Genomic DNA, 19964 nt, shown 5'->3' with positions numbered 1-19964 from the left:
ACGGTAACGCTCTGTGACCGTCGGTAGAGGCGCCAAACAGCGGCTGGCGATGGGATGCCGGTTGCCACACGAGGTGAAACAGAATGGAGAACACCATGACTGATACTCCGAACGAGGCGCAGGGTGCGCCGAACGGTGCCGAAGCCAAGTCATCCACGCCGAAGGTGGTCTGGGACGACTCGGCGATGAACATGTCCTACGCCAACGTAGTGAACGTCACCAGCACGCGCGAGGAGGTGACGCTGTTCTTCGGTACCAACCAGACGTGGAACGCCAGGGAGTCGGAGTTCAAGGTCAAGCTGCACGACCGCATCATCGTCAGTCCCTTCGCTGCCAAGCGACTACTCACCCTGCTGAGTGCGGTGGTCGGCGAGTACGAGAAGCGCTATGGCAAGCTGGACATCGCGGATCCCCGGGAGGGTCGACCCGGTGGCCAGTAGGTCGGCCAATCGACGCTAAGGGCGTCATCAGGGAGCGATGCCGCCAGGAGAAGTCATCGTGATGGAAGGCTCAGCCGCACGTCGTCACCCGGATGTTCCGGGGCATGACCGCATTGCCTTTCTCGACCAGGCGCTGTGGAAGCGCCTGGCCGATGCCCAGGATGAGCCGGCGTACCTGCAGGCCTGGCTGAGCCTCCAGAGTCGCATGATCCCCGGGTGTCGCTCCATGGTCGTGCTGTTCCACGAGGTGGAGGACGCCCTGCTGGTCCCCGTGGCCGCCTGGCCGGATGCCAGTCCCCCTGCCGAAAGTCTCTCCACGGCGGTAGATGCCGCGGTGGCCTCTGCCGCCGGGGCGGCAAGGCGTATCGATACCGAAGCCGGTGGAGAGTCGCGTTTTGCCCTTGCCTTGCCCGTCTTCCTGGAGTCCCGGCTCGACGCCGTGGTTGCCCTTGAGGTGGCGGGTGCCGACAAGGAGGGGTTGCCGGAATTGATGCGACGCCTGCAGTGGGGCGTGGCCTGGTTGGAAACCCTGCTCTGGCGTCGCCGCGCCGAGCAGGAAGCCCAGCAGCGCGAGCGAGTCGAGGCCGCCTTCGACCTGCTGGCACCGGTGCTGGATGCCCGTCAACTGCGCGATGCCTGTGACAGCCTGGCCAGTGAACTGGCCTCCCGGCTGAACGCCGTTCGGGTTGGCGTGGGGCTCAACCGCGGTGGCCGGCTGAGGGTCGCCGCGCTATCCCATACGGCAGTCGCCGACAATCGCATGCAGGCCATGCGCCTGCTGGCCGCGGCCATGCACGAGGCGCTGGACCAGGATGCCACCCTGATGCATCCGGCCCCGCATGGCCAGGTGTTCTCGACGCTGGCCCATGCTCGGCTGCTGGAGCAGTCCGGCAGCGCAGCGGTGGTCTCCGTCCCCCTGGCTTGGGGAGACCAGCGTATCGGCGTGATCCTGGTGGAGCTTGCCGAACGCGACCGCATGGATGATCACCTGCTCGATACCCTCGAGGCCGTGGCGGCTTCCGCGGCACCGGTGCTGGATGCGCGACGTCGCAGCGACCGCTGGCTGGTCGGGCGTGGCTGGGACAGCCTGGTCGATGGCGCGGGTGCGCTGTTCGGCCCCCGGCACCTGGGCAAGAAGCTGGTGGCTGTCCTGCTGGCTGCCCTGGTGGCCTACCTGTCGCTTGCCACCGGCCAGTTTCGCATCACCAGCGATGCCCTGATCGAGGGCAGTGTGCAGCGCACCCTGGCGGCTCCCTTCGATGGCTATCTCGCCGAGGCATCGGTTCGGCCCGGGGATACCGTCTCCGCCGGCCAGGTGCTGGCCGAGCTGGACGCTACCGATCGTCAGCTGGAGCTGCTGCACTGGCTGAGCATGGAACGACAGCGCCAGCTCGAATACGAGCGGGCCCTGGCGGAGGGCGATCGCTCTGCCGTGGCGGTGGCCGCTGCCCAGGCCGAGCAGGCGCGTGCCCAGGCCGACCTGGCGCGGGAACAGGTGCGTCGCAGCCGACTGGTCGCCCCCTTCGATGCCTATGTCCTGAGCGGTGACCTGTCGCGCTCCATCGGAGCGGCCATGTCCGGGGGAGAGCCGATGCTGGAGCTGGCGCCCCTCGATGCCTACCGCGTCGTGGTCCGCGTCGACGAGCGCGACATCGGCCATCTCGCCGAGCAGCAGCGAGGGCAGCTGGTCCTGGCCTCCCTGCCGGAGCAGGCGCTGGCCTTCCAGGTCGAGCGGATCACCCCGGTGTCCGAGCCCGGCGATGGGCAGAATCGCTTCCGGGTCGAGGGGGTACTGGAGGATCCCGAGGCCCTGCAGAGGCTGCGCCCCGGCATGGAGGGAGTGGCCAAGGTGAGCGTGGATGAGCGGCGCCTGGCATGGATCTGGAGCTACAGGATCATCGACTGGTTCCGCCTGCAGCTCTGGCGCTGGTGGCCCTGATGGCCATCGATACCGGCCTCTACAGTCCCTGGTGGGGAGCCGTTGCCCACTCCCGCCCGCAGCTGCGCGGACACGTCCAGATGCACCGCCACCTCTACCGAGGCCAGCCCTGGTACGTGCTGCAGGACCCCGTCTCCGGCCGTTTCCATCGCTTCGGACCGGCGGCCTACCGGCTGATTGCCCAGCTCGATGGCCAGCGAACCCTCGACGAGGTGTGGCAGGACGTGGTGGCCACCCTGGGCGGCGATGCGCCGACCCAGGACGAGACCATCCAGTTGCTGGGCACCCTTCACGGTGCCGATGCCCTGAGCCACGAGGGCGCCCTGCACCTGGATGCCCTGTTCGAGCGCCGTGACCGTCATCGCCGCCGCCAGTGGCTGCAGCGGGTGCGAAGCCCCCTGGCGATCCGCCTCCCGCTGCTGGATCCGGACAGGCTGCTGGACTGGCTCTACCCCCTGGCCCGTCCGCTGCTCGGCCTTGTCGGGCTGCTGCTCTGGATGGCGCTGGTCCTGGCCGCCTCGGTGATGGCGGTGATGCACTGGGAGGGCCTGGCGGCGGATCTCTCCAGCCAGCTGATGTCGATCAACAACCTGCCGCTGCTGATCGGGGTCTTCATCCTGGTCAAGTCGGTCCATGAGCTGGGCCACGGGCTGATGGTGAAGCGCTGGGGGGGCGAGATGCATGAGCTGGGCATCATGCTGCTGGTGTTCATGCCGGTGCCCTATGTGGATGCCTCTGCCGCCACCGCCTACCCCTCCAAGTGGCAGCGGGCGCTGGTCGGCGCCGCAGGTATCCTTGTCGAGCTGACGCTGGCGGCGATTGCCATGTTCGTCTGGCTGGAAGCCGAAAGCGGCCTGGTGCGGGCCATCGCCTTCAACGTCATGGTCGTCGGGGGCGTATCGACCCTGCTGTTCAACGGCAATCCCCTGCTGCGCTTCGACGGCTACTACGTCTTCGCCGACCTGCTCGAGATCCCCAACCTGTTCACTCGCGCCAATCGCTACTTCTTCTATCTGGTGCAGCGCTACCTCTTCGGCATGGGTGAGGTCCGCTCGCCGGTCACCGCCCGGGGAGAGCGGGGCTGGCTGCTCTTCTACGCCATCGCCTCGTTCTGCTACCGGATGTTCCTGATGGCCATCATCGTGATGTTCGTGGCCTCGATGTTCTTCACCCTCGGTATCCTGCTGGCTGCCTGGTCGGTCCTGCAGATGCTGGTGTGGCCATTGCTGAAGGGGCTGCACTTCCTGTTCAACAGCCCGCGCCTCGAGCGTCGGCGTGGGCGCGCCTGGCTGGCCACCGGGCTGTTCGTCGCCGGCGTGGTGCTGCCGGTGACCCTGGTGCCGGCGCCCTATGCCACCATGGGCGAGGGAGTCGTCTGGGTGCCCGACCGGGCGGAGGTTCACGCCACGGCCAGCGGCTTCGTGGCCGAGGTGATCGCCGAGCCGGGCAAGCCGGTGCGCCGGGGCGATCCGCTGATCGTGCTCGACGCCCCGCTGCTGGATGCCGAGATTCGTGTCATGCAGGCCCAGGTGCGCGAACTTCAGGTTCGACGTGCCCTGGCAGCCGTCAGCGACCGGGTCCAGGAGCGCATCACCGGTGAGGAGCTGGCGTTGATGGAGGCGCGCCTCGAGGACGCCGAACGGCGACGCGCCGACCTGGTGGTGACAAGCCCCGTGGATGGCATCCTGGCGCTGCCCTCCGCCCAGCACCTGACAGGCCGTTACCTGAGGCGTGGCGAGCCGGTGGCACTGATCGTCGATCCGCAGCGTCCGGTGGTCCGCAGCCTGATCCCCCAGGAGCGCATCGACCTGGTGATGACGCGGACCCGGGAGGTGCTGGCGCGACCGGCCGCGGAGCCGGGCCGTGTGCTGATGCTCACCGATCCGCGGCTATCGCCGCTGGCGTCCACCGACCTGCCTAGCCTGGCGCTGACCAGCGAAGGCGGCGGCAAGGTGCCCCTGGATCCGTCAAATGGGCAACGGCCCAGTGCCATGGAGCCCTACTTCCTGTTCGAGGCCGAGGCCCCGGGGCTGATCGGTGCCGACAGCGTGGGGGGCCGACTGCAGTTGCGCTTCGACCATGGCAACGTGCCGCTGGGGCAGCAGCTCTATCGGGCGCTGCGGCAGGTATTCCTGGAGCGCCTGAATGTCTGATTCGCTGGCCGTTACACCCGGTTCGCCCTGGCGCATCAGGAGAGGGCCTGCGTCCGCCCTGCAGCCCGGTGAACCGCCGGAGCGCTGGCTGGTAGCCTGGAATGGCCTGGCAAGGCAGGCGCCATGGGCCTCGCGTGGTGCCAGGGCTCGCCTCGCGGCGGCCTGGCAGCAGGCCGCGGGCGCATCGCGACAGGACGCGCTGGCCTCCGTCGAGGCGCAACGATCTCTCAACAGGGCCCTGCGCGAGCGCCGCCTTTCCGTGGAGGCGGCCCTGGCCCTGGCCGAAGTGCTGCGCACATCAGGCCTGGCCGAGCCCCTCGGCCTCGAGGATCAGCCGGACCTGCTGATGCAGGCCTGGCGCCTGCTGTGTGGCGACATGCTGCTGGACAACCGGGCGGTCAGCCGGCATCCGGCCCTGGCCCTGGCCGCCCTCAGTGCCGCCAGGGCGGGCTGGCAGGTGGTGCTGGTCACGCCCGATGGCCTCGGGGCCGATGCCTTGCAGCAGTTCCTGGCGGCCGAGGCCGAGCCGCGGTGGGAGGTCACCGTGATACCGGAGGAGAGGCGTCGGGAAGGCCGCTTGCGGCTCTATACCCGTCAACTGGTCTGCGTGCCGCTCGGGGTGCTGGCCATGGACCTGCTGCATGTCGCCCGTGACTCCGGCCACACGGCGGCCGCATTGCGAGGCCACATCGCTCGGCTGGGCCGTGGCGGGGCATCGCCAACCGAGCTGTTCCCTGGCTCCCATACCCTGGTGCTGCTTCAGGAGGCCGGAGACCTGTTTGCCGAGCGCGCCCTGGACAGCGTGGCCCTGCATGCGTCCAACGCCTGCGCCAGTGAGTCTTCCCTGGCCGTTCAGGCCCTGGCCTTGTCCGCCCTGCTGCAGGCGTCGCACCACTTCGAGGTCGGGTCCGCCTTCGACTTGCCCACCCTGACCGAACAGGGCCGGCAGGTGCTGGCGGGCCTGGCGGGGTCGCGAGGTGGCCTCATGGCCAACGTCGAGATCTGCCAGCGGGCGGTAAGGGCAGCGCTGCTGGTGAGTACCGGCTGGCAGGAAGGGGTGCATTACCGGACAGGCCCGGAGCGAGTCGAGATCCTCGACGAGCGACTGGAGCCGTTGCTCGCCAACCGGGAGATCGTCCCGGGCCTCAGGACCCTGCTGGACGTGCACGCCGGACTCGAGGGGCGCCACCGGGAGCTGGTCAGCCAGGCACGCGTGCATGCCCTGCTGTCGGGGCTGCCGCGCGTGGGCGGGGTGGGCCGCTGGCTCCCCTCCGTGGCGCAGGAGCTGGACTGGCTGCATCGTCGACCGGTGTGGCGGCCGGCACGAAAGCCGCGTCCGGCCCGCCGCTGGTCCGGGGTCCACCGGTTGGCGAGCCATGAGGCAGCCGGCGATTGGGTGCGGGAGTGGCTGTCCCTGCAAAGCGACGATGCCGGGAGCCTGCTGCTGACGGTGGAGGGGATCGCTCCTCCGGCATCAGGGCACGAAGGCTTGCCCGGGGGAGGGGGTGGCAGATGGCTGATCCTGGGCGATGCGATGCGCGACTGGCGTTACGGCGCGATGCCGGAGCCCTGGGTGACACACCTGGCGGTGGTGCTGACCTCCGATCACCCCGCCGAGGAGTGGCTGTTTCTGATCGGTGAGCGCTGGCCGGCGCTTGAGGAGTGTCGCCTGGTGGTCATGCCATCGTCGCTGACCGGGGGGAGCCTGCTGACCGGCTGGTGGGGCCGGCTGTTACCGCGCCGCTGGCAGTCACGTCGCCTGGTGACCCGGCGCATTACGGCCAAGCGCCGCCTGATGAGGCGCGACGAGGGACTCAGGAAGATGCTGCATTTCGCCAAGGACTGATTCGCCATGGGAACGTCAAGACCACCACCCCGAAGGGAGTCCTGCACCATGTGGAGCTGTCGTCACCGCGCCGCCCCCCGGGGGCTGTCACGAACCGGAGGACTCGGGGCGAGCGGGCTCATCGGCCTTCTCGTGAGCCTGGCATTCGCCCCTCCTGTCCAGGCGGATGGGCTGCGTATCAGGGAGTGCCTGATCGAGCCCAGCGCCAGCGTCGCGATCGGCGCACCCAGCGAGGGGTTGCTCGAGGCAGTGCTGGTGGAGCGTGGCGATGTGATCAGGCGTGGCCAGCCATTGGCCCGCCTCACGGCTGACCTGGAGGCCATCACGCTGCGCATCGCCGAGACCCGTGCCGCCAGCCGGACCTCCATCGAGTCTGGGCGACAGCGAGTGGAGTATTTCGGTGCTCAGCGCCGCCGCTCGGCCCAGCTCAGGGAGCGGCAGCTGGTGGCGGTGGAGGACCTGGAGCGCACGCGAACCGAGGAGGTGCTGGCGCGTGCCGAGCTGGAGATGGCCGAACTGGAGTCCCAGCTGGCCGTGCTCGAGGCGGAACGTTCCCGAATCCTGCTCGACTACCGGGAGATCGGCAGCCCCGTCGATGGCGTTGTGCTGAGCCGTCAGATGCATCCGGGGGAGTATGTCAACGAGCAGTCGTCGCTGATGCAGCTGGTGACCCTCGACCCGCTGCATGTGGAGGCCTTCCTGCCGATCGATCGGTTCACCGAGGTCGAGCCGGGCATGGTGTTGACCGTGGAGACGCCGGCTCCCTTCGCCGGCACCCATGCCGCCGAAGTCGCCATCGTCGATCGCGTCTTCGATGCCGCCAGTGGCACCTTCGGCGTGCGCCTGACCCTCGACAATGCCGACCTGGCGCTGCCGGCCGGTATCCGCTGCAGCTTGCTGCTGCCGCCTGAGTGACGGTCTCGGCCGTGCGGGTCGGCCATCAGTAACCCGTCATCTCCAGGTACCCTACGCCCAGGCGCTCGTCGCTGTCATGGTCGCGGGCGACCACCTCTCCCTCCCAGTAGGGCACCGCGGTGTCCATCCAGCGCTCGGCGTGGGGCGCCTCCACGACCAGGTCGAGGCCCGCTGCGGGCACCGTGAGCCGCCAGCGGGTGGGCACCTCGCGGTCGGCCGCGCCTGAGGTGGCCAGCGGCGTGAGGGCAAGCTCGCCGGGTGCCAGCGCCCGGGGCTCCCCCTCGGGCGAGATCCAGGTGCCGGAGCGGTAGTCGCCGCCGGCCGCCCCGCCGCCCCGCAGCTGGAAGGCCATCAGCCGGTGGCCGTCGTCCAGGTGCAGGGAGAACCAGTCCCAGCCCGCCTGCTCGGGCCCCAGCAGCTGGCTGCTCCACTCCCGGTCGAGCCAGCCGCGGCCGGTGACCTCAAGGGTCTCGCCGTCCAGGGTCACCTCGCCCTCCACGCGCCAGAACGGCTGGCTGTAGTAGATCGAGCCCTGACCGTCGGCGGCCTTCTGGCTGAAGCCGGCATCGCCGTGCAGTACCAGGGGCCCCTCGGCGGTGAGGTCGAGGCGGTAGCCGACGCGCGCCTCGCCCTCGCCGTCGAAGGCGGTGAGGGTCAGTCGCTCGAAGGTGTCGGCGTCGGGGTCTTCCACCCGGGTGGCCAGCACCCAGTTGTCGAGCCAGGTCCGGAAGGGGTGAGCCACGGCCCCGGCCTGGCCGGCTCCGTCATGGATCGGGTCCGCGGCGTGGCTGCGGGCGAAGCGCTCCGCCACCCGGTGGGTCTCGCCCCGGGAGACCGCCAGATGCGCCATCCACAGCTGGTCGGAGACCCAGGGGCCGGGGGCGGGGCGCTCGGCGGGGGGCACCAGGGCCTGGCGGAACAACGTCCACTGCAGGCCCAGCGGCTCGCCGGCCTGGTCCTCCAGGTTGGCGGTGAGGTACCACCACTCGATGCGGTGGTCGGGGTGGGCGCCGTGGTCCTCGGGGAAGCGCAGCGGCGTGCCGGGTCGTGCCTGGGCAAAGCCCTCGGCGCTGTCGCCCAGGCCGGCGAAGCCGGCGGAGGGCTCGGGCGCAGTACCCTGCTCGCAGCCGCCCAGCAGCAGGGCCAGGCCCAGCGCCAGGCCGCGCCACGCCGGGTTTCTCCAGGCCGTGCCTCTCCAGGCGGGATCTCTCCACCGCTCGTGGGCGCCTCGGGCACTCATGACGGGGTCTCCTCGGCCAGCAGCGTGCGGGGCGGTGCCTGCCACAGCCGCAGCACGGGCAGCGCGGCGGCCAGCAGCGCCACCGCCACCGCGGTGGCCAGGGTCAGGGCGATCTCGCCGGGAAAGACATGGAGCGGCAGGCGCCAGCCGAAGGCCGCCACGTTGATCACCGCTACCAGCCCCCAGGTGATGGCGATGCCCAGCGGCACCGCCAGCAGGCCCGTGGCCAGGGCCGCCCCGCCCAGCTGGGCCAGCTGAAGGTGGCCCAGCCGGGCGCGGGGCACGCCCAGCGCCCACAGCGGCGCCAGCTGGCGCCGTCGCTCGCGGGCCTGGGCAAGCAGGCTGGCCAGCAGCGCCAGTGCCGCCACGCCCAGGGTCAGGGCGTTGAGCGCCCGGGTGATGGTGAAGGTGCGCTCGAAGATGCCGGTGGCGACACGCTTCACCTCGCGCTGGTCCAGCAGGCTGTCGCGGCCCAGCGCGAAGCGCTCGGCGAGGGCGCGACGCAGGTCATCCGCGTCGGCGCCCGGCGCCAGCACGATGCCCACCGAGCCCGGCGGCGCCCGGAAGCGCTCGGCCAGCCGGGGCGTGGCCAGCAGCACCTCGCCGCGGGGGTTGCCGTAGTCGGGGTAGACCGCCACCACGGTCAGCGTCTGGCGGGAGCCCCCGTGAGTGCCCGCGCCGGCCAGGGTGAGGCGGTCGCCGGGGGCGAGCCCCTCGGCGGTGGCCAGCTGCTCGTTGATGAAGGCGTCGCCGGCCGCGAACGCCGACCAGGCCGCCTGGCGCCCCGCCAGGGTCTCCCGCAGGGGCCAGGCGGGCATCAGGGTCGCCCCGGGGGTGATGCCGTAGAGGCCGATCGGCAGCTCCAGGGGACGCGAGGCCCTCTCGCGTTCGGCCGCCAGCAGGGTGGCCTCGCTGCGCCGCGTGGCCAGTCGCTCGGCCACCTCCGGATGCTCGCCGAGCCAGGCGTGGACCTCGTCGAACCGTTCCGCCGGCGGGCGCAGGTAGAGGTCCGCGACCAGGCGCTGGTCCAGCCAGTCGAGGAAGGTGAGGCGAAAGCCGCCCACCATGCTGCCCACCCCCAGGTTGGCGGAGAGCGCGATCAGCAGGGCCATCATGGCCAGCGACAGCCGTGGCAGCTGCAGCTGCAGGTCGGCCAGGGCCCACTGGGCCAGCGGGCGTCGCCGGGCCAGGTGTGCCAGCCCGGCCAGGGCCGCGGCCAGCACCGGCGGCAGCCACAGGGCGCTGGCCAGCAGCAGGGCGGCCACCAGGCCGAAGCCGGCCAGCAGCCCCTCGCCCGGCGGCAGGCGGGCCAGCCAGGCCCACAGCGCCAGGCCGACAAGCGCCGCCAGGCCGCCGGCCATGGCCATCAGCCGCAGCTGGCGGTGGAAGCCGGCCCGCCATGCCTGGGCCTGGCCCAGGTCGAGCACGCTGAGCCGGGCCGCCCGCCACAGCACGCCGGAGCCGGCCAGCAGCAGGCCGCCCAGGGTCACCGCCAGCCCGCCCAGCCAGTAGTGCCAGGGCAGCCGCAGCTCGGCGCCGACTCCCGCCCCGTAGAGGCTGCCCAGGGTGGCCGCCACGTCGGGCAGCAGCGCCCGGGCCAGCCAGACGCCGCTGGCGATGCCGGCCAGCGCCCCGGCCAGGCCCAGGATCACCAGCTCCAGGGCGAGCAGGCCCACCAGGGCCCGGCCGGTCACGCCCAGCGCGCGCAGGGTGCGCAGCATCCCCAGGCGCTGCTCCAGGGCGAGGCCGAGCGCCGCCTGGACGATGAACAGCCCCACCACCAGCGCCAGCAGCGCCAGGGCGGTGAGGTTGAGATGGAAGCTCTCGGTGAGCTGGCCCGGCGAGGCCAGGGTCGTGGCAGGCGTCAGCACCAGCCCGTCGGGGGCTTCGGCAAGCGCGCCGGGCGCCGCCACCAGCCGGCTGATCCGCTCGCCGCTCTCCAGCAGGGCCGCGGCGGCGGCGATGTCCATCACCAGGGTGTCCGGCGGCAGCGAGGGCGTCAGGCTCAGCGGTGGCAGGCGTCGCCCGGCGCTCAGCCCGGGCGTGCTTCCTGCGGCATCGCCCCGGGCGACGCCCAGGGCGGCCAGGGTGTCCGGGGCCACCCGGGTCTGCCAGGGGGGCGACAGGAAGCCGGCGAGCTCGCCTGAGCTTGAAGATAGGCTGCCCGCCGTGGCGAAGGCGCTGCCGCCGGGCAGGGTCAGCGGGTCGATGCCGATCACCGTCAGCCGGTTGCCGTCCGGGCCCTCCAGCTCGCCCTCCAGCAGCGGCGAGACCGGCACCCCTGCCCGGCGCAGGGCGGTGAAGTCCTCCCGGGTCAGCGACTGGCCGTCGCGGCGCTCCAGGCGGTCCAGGCCGGTGGTGAAGAGCGCCTCGGCGCGGGCGTAGCTGTCCCGGGCCGAGGCGTTGATCGCCTGGACGCCGCTCCACAGGGCGCTGGCCACCCAGAGGCCGAGCAGCAGCATCACCAGCTGGCCGGGGTGGCGCCGATAGTGGGAGAGCAGGGTCGACAGGGCCGTGGCCATCAGCGGTCCGTCGGCGGGTGAAGCCGGCCGCGGGAAAGCACCAGGCAGCGGTCCAGCGGCGCCGCCACCTGGGGGCTATGGGTCACCACCAGCAGCGCGCAGCCGGTCTTGTGTACCAGCTCCAGCAGCAGGGCCAGCACGTCGCCGGCGGTGGTCTCGTCGAGGTTGCCGGTGGGCTCGTCGGCGAGCAGCAGGGCGGGGCGCGGGGCCAGGGCACGGCCGATGGCCAGGCGCTGCTGCTGGCCGCCGGAGAGCTGCTCCGGGTAGCGCTTCTCCAGCCCGGCCAGGCCGAGCCGGCTCACCAGCTCGGCGGTCCATTCGGGGTCCTCCACGGCCGCCAGTCGGGCCTGTAGGCGCAGGTTGTCGATCACGTTAAGGCTCGGCACCAGGTGGAACTGCTGGAACACCAGGCCCAGCGCCTCGCGCCGCAGCCGGGCCCGCTCGGGTTCGGCCAGCGCCGACAGCGGCCGGTCGGCCAGGGAGACCGTGCCGGCATCCGGCAGGTCGAGCCCCGCGGCCAGGTGCAGCAGGGTCGACTTGCCGCTGCCCGACTCGCCCATCAGCGCCAGGCTCTGCCCGGCCGCCAGGGTCAGGTCGACGCCGTCCAGCACCGTCAGTGGCCCCTGGAGGGTGGCGTAGGCCTTGTGGACCTGACGAAATTCCAGCATGGAGAGTTCCCGGTGGCGTTCCCTCCGGCATGGTGGCACAGAACGTTCCGCCGCCACAGGCGACTCACGGAGAAGTGAAGCCGGCAGGACGATCGCGTATAACCGAGGGCATGTCGAGGCATGCGGCCTGAGGGGCAAGGGAGGGCAGAGTGACGGTCACGGTGTCGAGACACTTCGTCGGCGAGCTGTTTCGCGGGGTGCCCCAGCTGCATCGCGAGCGTGGCAGCCTGCTGCGTCGCGCCGGCATCTCGCCAGGCTGGCTGGACGCCCGGCACGGGCGAGTCACCGTGGAGCAGTTTGCCACCCTCTATCGCCTGCTGGTCAACGAGTGCGATGACGAGACGCCGGGGTTCTTTTCCCGGCCGCTGCGCGGTGGTACCCTCAAGCTGCTCTGCCTGAGCCTGCTGGAGGCGCCGACCCTCAGGGTGGCGCTCCACCGCTATCGGCTGTTCTTCCGGATCCTGCTGGATGACTTCGGCTACGAGGTCAGCCACGGCGACGAGCGGGTGCGCATCGGCCTGGTGGAGCACCGCGCGCCGGCAGGCAGCCGCATTCTGGTGCACGAGCTGATGCTGAAGCTGCTCCACGGCATCGCGTCGTGGATGATCGCCCGCAAGATTCCACCGCTGCTGATGGAGTGCGCCTATCCCCAGCCGGCACACAGTGCCGACTATCGCTACTTCTATCCGGGACGGGTGCTCTTCGACTGCCCCCAGACCGCCATCTACTTCGATCGGGCGGTGCTCGACGAGCCGATCCGCCAGACCAAGCAGCACCTGGGCGCCTTCCTGCAGCGCGCCCCGGCGGACTGGTTCTATGTCTCCTTCGAGGAGCGCCTGCTCGCCCACCGGGTGCGCGAGCACCTGACCCGCCACGGCGCCTACTCGGCCAGCGTGGCGGAGGTAGCCGAGGCGCTTCACCTGTCGGTGCGCACCCTCTCGCGGCGCCTGGCGGCGGAGGGGACCCGCTTCCAGGCGGTCAAGGACGAGTGTCGGCGGGACTTCGCCATCCAGGCGCTGACCCGCAGCGAGCAGCCGTTGACGACCCTGGCCGAGTCGCTGGGATTCCAGGACCAGGCCTGCTTCAGCCGCGCCTTCCGTGGCTGGACCGGGGATACCCCCGCCGCCTATCGGCGGGCGTTGGCGGTACCCCGGTAAGCTTTGCCCGAAAAATGGCTGCGCTCGGCCATACGGCGTTAAAAATCAGCTCAAAGTGCTCATTTACAGTTGTAAACTCCGTCTTTTCGCCGATTTTTGCCTTGTCTGTTCTTCGCTCGCCGACTTTTCAGTCAAAGCTCAGACCCGCCCTCAGGCCTCCTGGCGGATGCGCTTCTTGTCCAGTTTGCCCACGCTGGTCTTGGGAATCTCGTCGACGAAGCGGATGGAGGAAGGCAGCGCCCAGCGGTTGATGCGCCCCTCGTTGACGAACCCCTTGAGGAAGGCCAGCACCTCGTCGCCGGTGGGCGGCGCGTTGAGATCCCGGGGCACCACCAGGGCGGCGGGACGCTCGCCCCACTGCTCGTCGGGCATGCCGATCACCGCCACCTCGGCCACTCCTGGGCACTGGGCGATCAGGTTCTCCAGCTCCAGGGAGGAGACCCACTCGCCGCCGGTCTTGATCACATCCTTGATGCGGTCGCGGATCTGCAGGAAGCCGCGCTCGTCGAGGGTGGCCACGTCTCCGGTATGCAGCCAGCCGTCGCGCCACAGCTCCTCGCTGCGGGTGGTTTCCTTGAAGTAGGCCTGGGTCAGCCAGGGGGCGCGGACGCGCACCTCGCCGACGCTTTCGCCGTCCTGGGGCAGCGGTGTGCCGCTCTCGTCCACCACCTGCAGGTGCACCAGTGGCACTGCCACGCCTGCCTTGCAGCGCCACGGCAGCTGGGTCTCGAAGTCGGCCTGGGCGATATCCCGGGGCAGGATGTCGGCGGTGAGCAGCGGGCAGGTCTCCGACATGCCGTAGGCGCTGCGGGTATCGATGCCCAGCTCATGGGCCTGCCGGGCCAGCGCCTGGGTCAGGGGGCTGCCGCCGATCAACAGCTTCCAGCCGGAGAGGTCGACCCGGCCTGAGGTGACCGGCTCGGCGCCCACCACCATGCCGAGCAGGGTGGGCACGCAGTGGGAGAAGTCCACCTTCTCGCTGACCAGCAGCTTGACCAGCATTTCCGGCTCGTAGCGCCCCGGGTAGACCTGGGTCGCGCCGAGCAGGGTGGCGGTGTAGGGCACGCCCCACGCATGCACGTGGAACATCGGCGTGATCGGCATGTAGACCTTGTCGCGGTCGAGCAGCTCGAACCCCGGCGCCTGGAAGGTGCTGGCCTCGCCCAGGGTGTGCAGTACCAGCTGGCGGTGGGTGAAGTAGACCCCCTTGGGGTTGCCGGTGGTGCCGGTGGTGTAGAACAGCGTGGCCACCGCGTTCTCGTCGAAGGTGGGGAAGTCGTAGTGGCCGGGCTGCTCGGCCAGCAGAGCCTCGTACTCGCCCACCAGGGGCAGGCGGGTCTCGAGGGGCGTCTCCTCCTCCTGGCAGAGCAGGTAGCCGCGGATGCGCGGCAGCCGCTCGTGGAGCTCCTCCAGCAGCGGCACGAAGTCGCGATGCACGAGCACGAAGTCGTCCTCAGCGTGCTCCATGGTGTAGTGGATCTGCTCCGGCGAGAGGCGCACGTTCACCGTGTGGAGGATGGCCCCCAGCATGGGGATGGCGAAGAAGGCCTCCAGGTAGCGGTGGCTGTCCCAGTCGAGGACGGCGACCACGTCGCCGGCACGTACGCCCTGGGCACTGAGCAGATGGGCGAGCTGGTGCACGCGTTCGCGAAAGCGGCGGTAGCTGTGGCGGCTCAGGTCGCGGTAGACGATCTGGTTGTCGCCAGCCATGCGCACGCCGCTCTCCAGCAGCTCGCCGATCAGCAGGGGCGGGTTGGTGGCCGAGGGCGTGGGCGGCAGGATCCTGGGGTTGACGGTGGTCATCGGCGTGTCTCCTCGTGGTTGTCCGGGGTTCCTTCAGCAGCGCTCGATCAGCAGGGCGATGCCCTGGCCGCCGCCGATGCAGAGGGTGATCAGGCCGTAGCGGCCGCCGGTGCGCTCCAGCTCGGCCAGCGCCTTGATCACCAGGATGGCGCCGGTGGCGCCGACAGGATGACCCAGCCCCACGGCGCCGCCGTTGGGGTTGAGCCTTTCGGCCGGGAAGCCCAGCTCGTCGGCCACCGCCATGGCCTGGGCGGCGAAGGCCTCGTTGGACTCGATGACGTCGATATCACCGATGGCGAGCCCTGCCTGCTCCAGGCAGCGGCGCACGGCGGGAATCGGGCCCAGCCCCATCAGGTGCGGTTCGACCCCGGCGGTGGTGCCCACTAGGAAGCGTGCGCGTGGCCTGAGGCCGCGGCGCTCGGCCTCGTCGACGTGGGCCAGCACCAGGCTCGCCGCGCCGTCGTTGAGGCCCGAGGCGTTGCCGGCGGTGACGATGCCCTCCTTCTGGAAGGCGGGCCGGAGCCGGGCGAGATCCTCCAGGGTGACGCCCTCGCGGACGTGCTCGTCCTGGTCAAAGCGGCGTTCCGTCTTCCCCTCGCGCACGGTGACCGGGACGATCTGCTCGGTGAAGCGCCCCTCGGCGATGGCCCGGGCCGCCTTGTGGTGGCTCTCCAGGGCGAAGCGGTCCACCGCCTCGCGGGTGAGGCCGTGGCGGCTGGCGATGTTCTCGGCGGTGCAGCCCATGTGGCCGCTGCCGAAGGGGTCGCTGAGGATGCCGAGGGTCAGGTCGGTGACCGCCGCGTGGCCCATGCGCAGGCCGCGGCGCGCCTGGGGCGGCAGCAGGTAGGCCCCCCGGCTCATGGACTCGGCGCCGCCGGCCAGGGCCAGGCGGCTGTCGCCCAGGGTGATCTGCTGGGCGGCGGAGAGCAGCGCCTGCACCCCGGAACCGCACAGGCGGTTGACGTTGAAGGCGCCGGCCTCGTCGGGCACGCCGCTCTCTCGGGCGATATGCCGAGCCAGGTAGGCATCCTGGGGGCCGGTGGTGATGATATGGCCATAGACGGCGTGGTCGATGGCCGCGGCCTCGACGCCGGCTCGCGCGAGCGCCTCCCGGGCGGTGACGGTGCCGAGCTCGTGGGGCGCAAGGCCCGCCAGGCTGCCGCCGAAGCCGCCGATGGCGGTGCGGGCGCCGCCCAGGATGACAACGGAATCCAGACGCATGGGGTCTCTCCTGATTCAGGTCCTGCCCAGCAGCGAGCGGGCAACGACTTCCTTCATGATCTCCGAGGTGCCGGCGTAGATGGTCTGCACCCGGGCATCCAGATAGAAGCGCGAGATGGGGTATTCGCGGGTGTAGCCGTAGCCGCCGAACAGCTGCAGGCAGGTATCGGCGGTGGCGCACTGCATCTCGGTGAGGCGCAGCTTGAGGATCGCCGCCTCGGTGGGTCCCATGGCGCCCTGGCGATACTGCGCCATGCACTTCTCGAGGTAGGCGCGGCCCAGCTCGATGTCGGCCTGCACCTCGGCCAGGGTGAAGCGGGTGTTCTGGAAGTCGCCCACGCGCTGGCCGAAGGCGCGGCGCTCTTTGACGTACTCCAGTGTCAGCGCCAGGGCACCCTCCATGGCGCCCAGGGCCTGGGCGCCGACGCCGAGGCGCTCCCGGGGGAGCTCCTGCATCAGGTAGGCGAAGCCGCGGCCCTCCTCGCCGAGCAGGGCATCGGCGGGCAGTTCGATGCCGTCGAAGAAGAGCTCGGCGGTGTCGCTGGCGTGCTGGCCGATCTTCTTGATCGGCTGGCCCCGGGAGAAGCCGGGCAGGGTGGTGTCGACCAGGAACAGCGAGACCCCCTTGGCGCCGGCCTCCGGGTCGTTCTTGGCGCAGACGATCACCAGGTCGGCCACCTGGCCGTTGGTGATGAAGAGCTTGCTGCCGTCCAGCCGCCAGCCGCCCTCGGTGCGCGGGGCGCGGGTCTTCATGGCGGCCAGGTCGCTGCCGGCACCGGGCTCGGTCATGGCGATGGCGCCGATCACCTCGCCGCTGGCCATGGCCGGCAGCCAGCGCTGCTGCTGTTCCGGGGTGGCGATATGCAGCAGGTAGGGCATGACGATATTGGCGTGGATGTTGTAGGCGCTGGCCAGGCCGCCGTAGCCGCGCCGTGAGATCTCCTCGATGACCAGCTGGGTGATGGCGAAGTCAGCCCCGGCACCCCCCAGCGGCTCCGGCATGTCGATGCCCAGCAGCCCGGCCTCGCCCATGCGCTTCCAGAGTGCGCGGGGCAGTTCGCCGGCCGCCTCCCACGCCTCGTAGTGGGGCGCCACCTCCTGTTCCAGGAAGCGGCAGATCATGTCGTGGAAGAGCGGGGTCAGCTCGTCCAGGGGAGTGGCCTGGGTCACGCGTTCAGCTCCTTCCGCAGGTGTCGCTTGAGAATCTTGCCGGCGGTGCTCTTGGGCAGGGCATCGGCGAAGAGCACGCGCTTGGGCACCTTGTAATGGGCCATGACGCGCTTCGCGTGGGCGATCAGCGCCTCCTCGCTGGCCTCCTCGCCCTCCTTGAGCACCACCACGGCGGTGATCGCCTCGATCCACTTCTCGTCGGGCAGGCCGATCACCGCCACCTCGGAGACGGCCGGATGCTGGAACAGCCCCTCCTCCACCTCGCGGCTGGCCACCACCACGCCGCCGGTATTGATGACGTCCTTGATGCGGTCGACGACGAAGAGATAGCCCTCCTCGTCGACGTAGCCCACGTCGCCGGAGTGGAACCAGCCGCCAAGGAAGGCCTCCTCGGTCATCTCGGGCTTGTCCCAGTAGCCGGTGAGCAGCTGGGGCGAGCGGTGGACGATCTCGCCGTGCTCCCCGGCGGGCACGTCGTTCATCTCGGCGTCGACGATGCGGGTCTCCACGGTGAGGATCGGACGGCCCGCCGAGGCCGGCCGAGCATCATGCTCCTCGGGGCGCAGCACCGTGGCCAGGGGGGCGATCTCGCTCTGGCCGTAGCAGTTGTAGAGCCCCACGCCGGGAATGCGCTGGCGCAGCTCCTCCAGTACCGGCACCGGCATGATGGAGGCGCCGTAGTAGGCCTTCTTCAGGCGGCTCAGGTCGGAGCGCGCGAAGTCGGGATGGCGCAGCAGGCTGATCCACACCGTGGGCGGGGCGAAGAAGGAGGCGATGCCCTGGCGGCTGATCTGGGCCAGGCAGTCGTCGGGCAGCGGCGCCTCGCGCAGGTGGACCGGCGCGCCCAGCAGCAGCGCCGGCATCAGGAAGACGTGCATCTGCGCGGAGTGATAGAGCGGCAGGGCGGCCAGCATCGGCTCGTCGCCCTTGATGTCGAGTTCCACCATGCAGGCCATGTACTCGGCGAGCAGGGCCTGGTGGGTCATCATCGCCGCCTTGGGCGCGGCGGTGGTGCCGGAGGTGTAGAGCAGCTGGGCGAGGCTTGCGCCCTCCACCGCCATCTCCGGCTCGGCCTCGCCGCCCTCGCTCATGGCCGCAGCCAGCACGTCGAAGCCGTCGCTCTGCCCCGCATGGAGGGTGCCCGACAGCACCAGCGCCATGCCCTCGGTGGCGGCGGTCACCGTGTCGGCCAGGCCGAGGTCGCTGAGCAGGCCCGTGGCGCCGGACTGCTCGAGAATGTAGCCGAGTTCGTCCGCGGTCAGGGCGTAGTTCACCGGCACGTGCACCAGGCCGGCCCGGGTCGCCGCCAGCCAGGCGATCACGTAGGCGTCGGAGTTCTTGCCGTAGACCGCCAGGCGGTCTCCGGGCGCGAGGCCCGAATCGAGCAGCCGGTTGGCGACCCGGTTCACCGCCCGGTTGAGGTCGGCGTAGGACCAGCCCCGGTCGTTGAAGGCCAGTGCCAGCTTGCCGCCGTGCTTGCGGGCGCTGCGGTTGAGCGCCGCGCCGATGGTGTTCTGCTGGATCTTCGGATTGAGGCTCATCTCGTTCCCCCTCAGGCGCCGTTGTTGACCAGATGGCACTGGCTATCGGAGAGCGGACGGAAGGCCTCCTCGGCGGGGATGGTGCGCACCAGCTTGAACAGGTCGTCCTCGTCGGCGGCTTCCTCCGGCGAGTTCACCTCCACCAGGTACATGTCATGCACCATGCGGCCGTCCTCGCGGATATAGCCGCCCGTGGTGAAGATGTCGTTGACCGGGGTCGCGGCCATCTGCTCGCGTACCGCCTGGGCCTCGTCGGTGCCGACGGCGTCGAGCGCCTGAAGGTAGTGGAGGGTGCTGGAGTAGAGGCCGGCATGGACCTGGGTGGGCATGCTGCCGGTGCGCTCGCGGAAGCGTTCGGCCCAGGCGCGGGACTCCTCGTCGCGGTCGTAGAACCAGGCGGTGGTGAACTGCAGGCCCTGGGCGGCATCGAGCCCGATACTGCGCACGTCCGTGCTGAACAGCACCATGCCGGCCAGGATCTGGCCCGCCTGGGTGATACCGAACTCGCCGGCGGTGGTGATGGCGTTGATGGTGTCGGAGCCGGCGTTGTTCAGGGCGATCACATCGGCACCGGAAGCCTGGGCCTGGAGCATGAACGACGAGAAATCGTTGCTCGGGAAGGGGTGGCGGGCGCTACCGACGATGGTGCCGCCATTCTCGACGACCACCCGCTCCACGTCGGCTTCCAGGGCGTGGCCGAAGGAGTAGTCGGCGCTGAGCAGGTACCAGTTGGGGTTGCCCTCCTGGGTGATGGCGCGGGCGGTACCGTTGGACATGGCCCAGGTGTCGTAGACCCAGTGGATATGGTTGGGCGAGCAGCTCTCGTTGGTGACCCCGGAGGAGACGGCGCCGTTGACCAGGCCCAGACGGTTCTCCTCTTCCAGCAGCTTGACCGCGGCCAGGGTGACCGAAGAGGCCACCAGGCCGGTGACCATGTCGACGTTCTGCTGGTCGATCCACTCGCGCACGACGCTGGAGCCCACGTCGGCACTGTTGCGGTCATCGGCGCTGAACAGCACGATCTCGGCGCCCTGGATGTTGCCGCCCATTTCTTCGACGGCCATCTGGATAGCATCCAGGCCCAGGGGGCCGATCGGGTCGCGGTAGACGCCTGACATGTCGGCCAGGTAGCCGATACGGATCTCGTTGTCGGTAAAGTCGGCGGCCCCGGCGTGGGAGGCGAGCATGATGGAGGCGGCGAGGGCGCCCAGGGCGAACTGGCGGGTTGTGGTCATGGAATGGCCTTTGCGTTGTTGTTGTGTACCGTTGTTGTGTACTTCGGAGCGTGCTTCGAGCTGACGCTCAGGCCCCATGGTAGGAACAAAGATCGGGGAGGGGTTGATCGATCG

The 19964-nt window shown here is 70.3% G+C and carries 14 protein-coding genes; 6 read left to right on the top strand and 8 right to left on the bottom strand.

The window, feature by feature from the left end; translation table 11 throughout:
• Nucleotides 1-95: 95 nt before the first annotated feature.
• From NFC98_RS16810 to NFC98_RS16790, 5 genes are all read left to right on the top strand, one after another.
• Complete coding sequence (locus NFC98_RS16810) at nucleotides 96-440, top strand: DUF3467 domain-containing protein (RefSeq protein ID WP_254276040.1); 345 nt, start codon at nucleotides 96-98, stop codon at nucleotides 438-440.
• 61 nt (nucleotides 441-501) lie between these two features.
• Nucleotides 502-2379: an HlyD family efflux transporter periplasmic adaptor subunit gene (locus NFC98_RS16805; RefSeq protein ID WP_254277870.1), complete on the top strand. Its 1878-nt coding sequence runs from the start codon at nucleotides 502-504 to the stop codon at nucleotides 2377-2379.
• Entirely contained in the window at nucleotides 2316-4532 is a 2217-nt protein-coding gene (locus NFC98_RS16800) for a biotin/lipoyl-binding protein (protein WP_254276039.1), read from the top strand. Before NFC98_RS16805 ends, NFC98_RS16800 begins: the two co-directional genes overlap by 64 nt.
• Nucleotides 4525-6378, top strand: coding sequence for a hypothetical protein (locus tag NFC98_RS16795; RefSeq protein WP_254276038.1), 1854 nt, complete (start codon nucleotides 4525-4527; stop codon nucleotides 6376-6378). The genes NFC98_RS16800 and NFC98_RS16795 overlap by 8 nt, the downstream gene beginning before the upstream one ends.
• Nucleotides 6379-6510: 132 nt before the next feature.
• Nucleotides 6511-7293: an efflux RND transporter periplasmic adaptor subunit gene (locus tag NFC98_RS16790; RefSeq protein WP_254276037.1), complete on the top strand. Its 783-nt coding sequence runs from the start codon at nucleotides 6511-6513 to the stop codon at nucleotides 7291-7293.
• 25 nt (nucleotides 7294-7318) lie between these two features.
• Here the strand turns inward: NFC98_RS16790 and NFC98_RS16785 are convergent, their stop codons facing one another.
• From NFC98_RS16785 to NFC98_RS16775, 3 genes are read right to left on the bottom strand one after another with little or no spacing between them, the layout of a single operon-like run.
• On the bottom strand, nucleotides 7319-8533 hold the full coding sequence (locus NFC98_RS16785; RefSeq protein WP_254276036.1) for a lipocalin-like domain-containing protein: 1215 nt from the start codon (nucleotides 8531-8533) through the stop codon (nucleotides 7319-7321).
• Nucleotides 8530-11055: an FtsX-like permease family protein gene (locus NFC98_RS16780; protein WP_254276035.1), complete on the bottom strand. Its 2526-nt coding sequence runs from the start codon at nucleotides 11053-11055 to the stop codon at nucleotides 8530-8532. Before NFC98_RS16780 ends, NFC98_RS16785 begins: the two co-directional genes overlap by 4 nt.
• Nucleotides 11055-11723, bottom strand: coding sequence for an ABC transporter ATP-binding protein (locus NFC98_RS16775; RefSeq protein ID WP_254276034.1), 669 nt, complete (start codon nucleotides 11721-11723; stop codon nucleotides 11055-11057). The genes NFC98_RS16780 and NFC98_RS16775 overlap by 1 nt, the downstream gene beginning before the upstream one ends.
• 149 nt (nucleotides 11724-11872) lie before the next feature.
• Here NFC98_RS16775 and NFC98_RS16770 point away from each other — a divergent pair, with 149 nt between their 5' ends.
• Entirely contained in the window at nucleotides 11873-12880 is a 1008-nt protein-coding gene (locus NFC98_RS16770) for an AraC family transcriptional regulator (protein ID WP_254276033.1), read from the top strand.
• 150 nt (nucleotides 12881-13030) lie between these two features.
• Here NFC98_RS16770 and NFC98_RS16765 read toward each other — a convergent pair whose 3' ends face one another.
• The 5 genes from NFC98_RS16765 to NFC98_RS16745 are packed head-to-tail and all read right to left on the bottom strand — an operon-like array spanning nucleotide 13031 to nucleotide 19850.
• Nucleotides 13031-14683: a fatty acid--CoA ligase gene (locus NFC98_RS16765; protein WP_254276032.1), complete on the bottom strand. Its 1653-nt coding sequence runs from the start codon at nucleotides 14681-14683 to the stop codon at nucleotides 13031-13033.
• 33 nt (nucleotides 14684-14716) lie between these two features.
• Nucleotides 14717-15904 carry a beta-ketothiolase BktB gene (gene bktB / locus NFC98_RS16760; RefSeq protein ID WP_254276031.1) on the bottom strand — a complete coding sequence of 396 codons (1188 nt, stop codon included), beginning with the start codon at nucleotides 15902-15904 and terminating at the stop codon, nucleotides 14717-14719.
• A 15-nt stretch (nucleotides 15905-15919) separates the two neighbouring features.
• Nucleotides 15920-17026: an acyl-CoA dehydrogenase family protein gene (locus tag NFC98_RS16755; protein ID WP_254277869.1), complete on the bottom strand. Its 1107-nt coding sequence runs from the start codon at nucleotides 17024-17026 to the stop codon at nucleotides 15920-15922.
• A gap of 44 nt (nucleotides 17027-17070) precedes the next feature.
• Nucleotides 17071-18615: a fatty acyl-CoA synthetase gene (locus NFC98_RS16750; RefSeq protein WP_254276030.1), complete on the bottom strand. Its 1545-nt coding sequence runs from the start codon at nucleotides 18613-18615 to the stop codon at nucleotides 17071-17073.
• An 11-nt stretch (nucleotides 18616-18626) separates the two neighbouring features.
• Nucleotides 18627-19850 (bottom strand): ABC transporter substrate-binding protein, encoded by a 1224-nt coding sequence (locus NFC98_RS16745; RefSeq protein WP_254276029.1) that lies wholly within the window; start codon nucleotides 19848-19850, stop codon nucleotides 18627-18629.
• Nucleotides 19851-19964: the final 114 nt, after the last annotated feature.

The organism is Halomonas sp. 3H, assembly GCF_024206005.1.
In the GTDB taxonomy this organism is placed as follows: domain Bacteria; phylum Pseudomonadota; class Gammaproteobacteria; order Pseudomonadales; family Halomonadaceae; genus Halomonas; species Halomonas campaniensis.
Note: the sequence above shows the minus strand (reverse complement) of the source record. Positions and strands in the feature narration are given on the sequence as shown.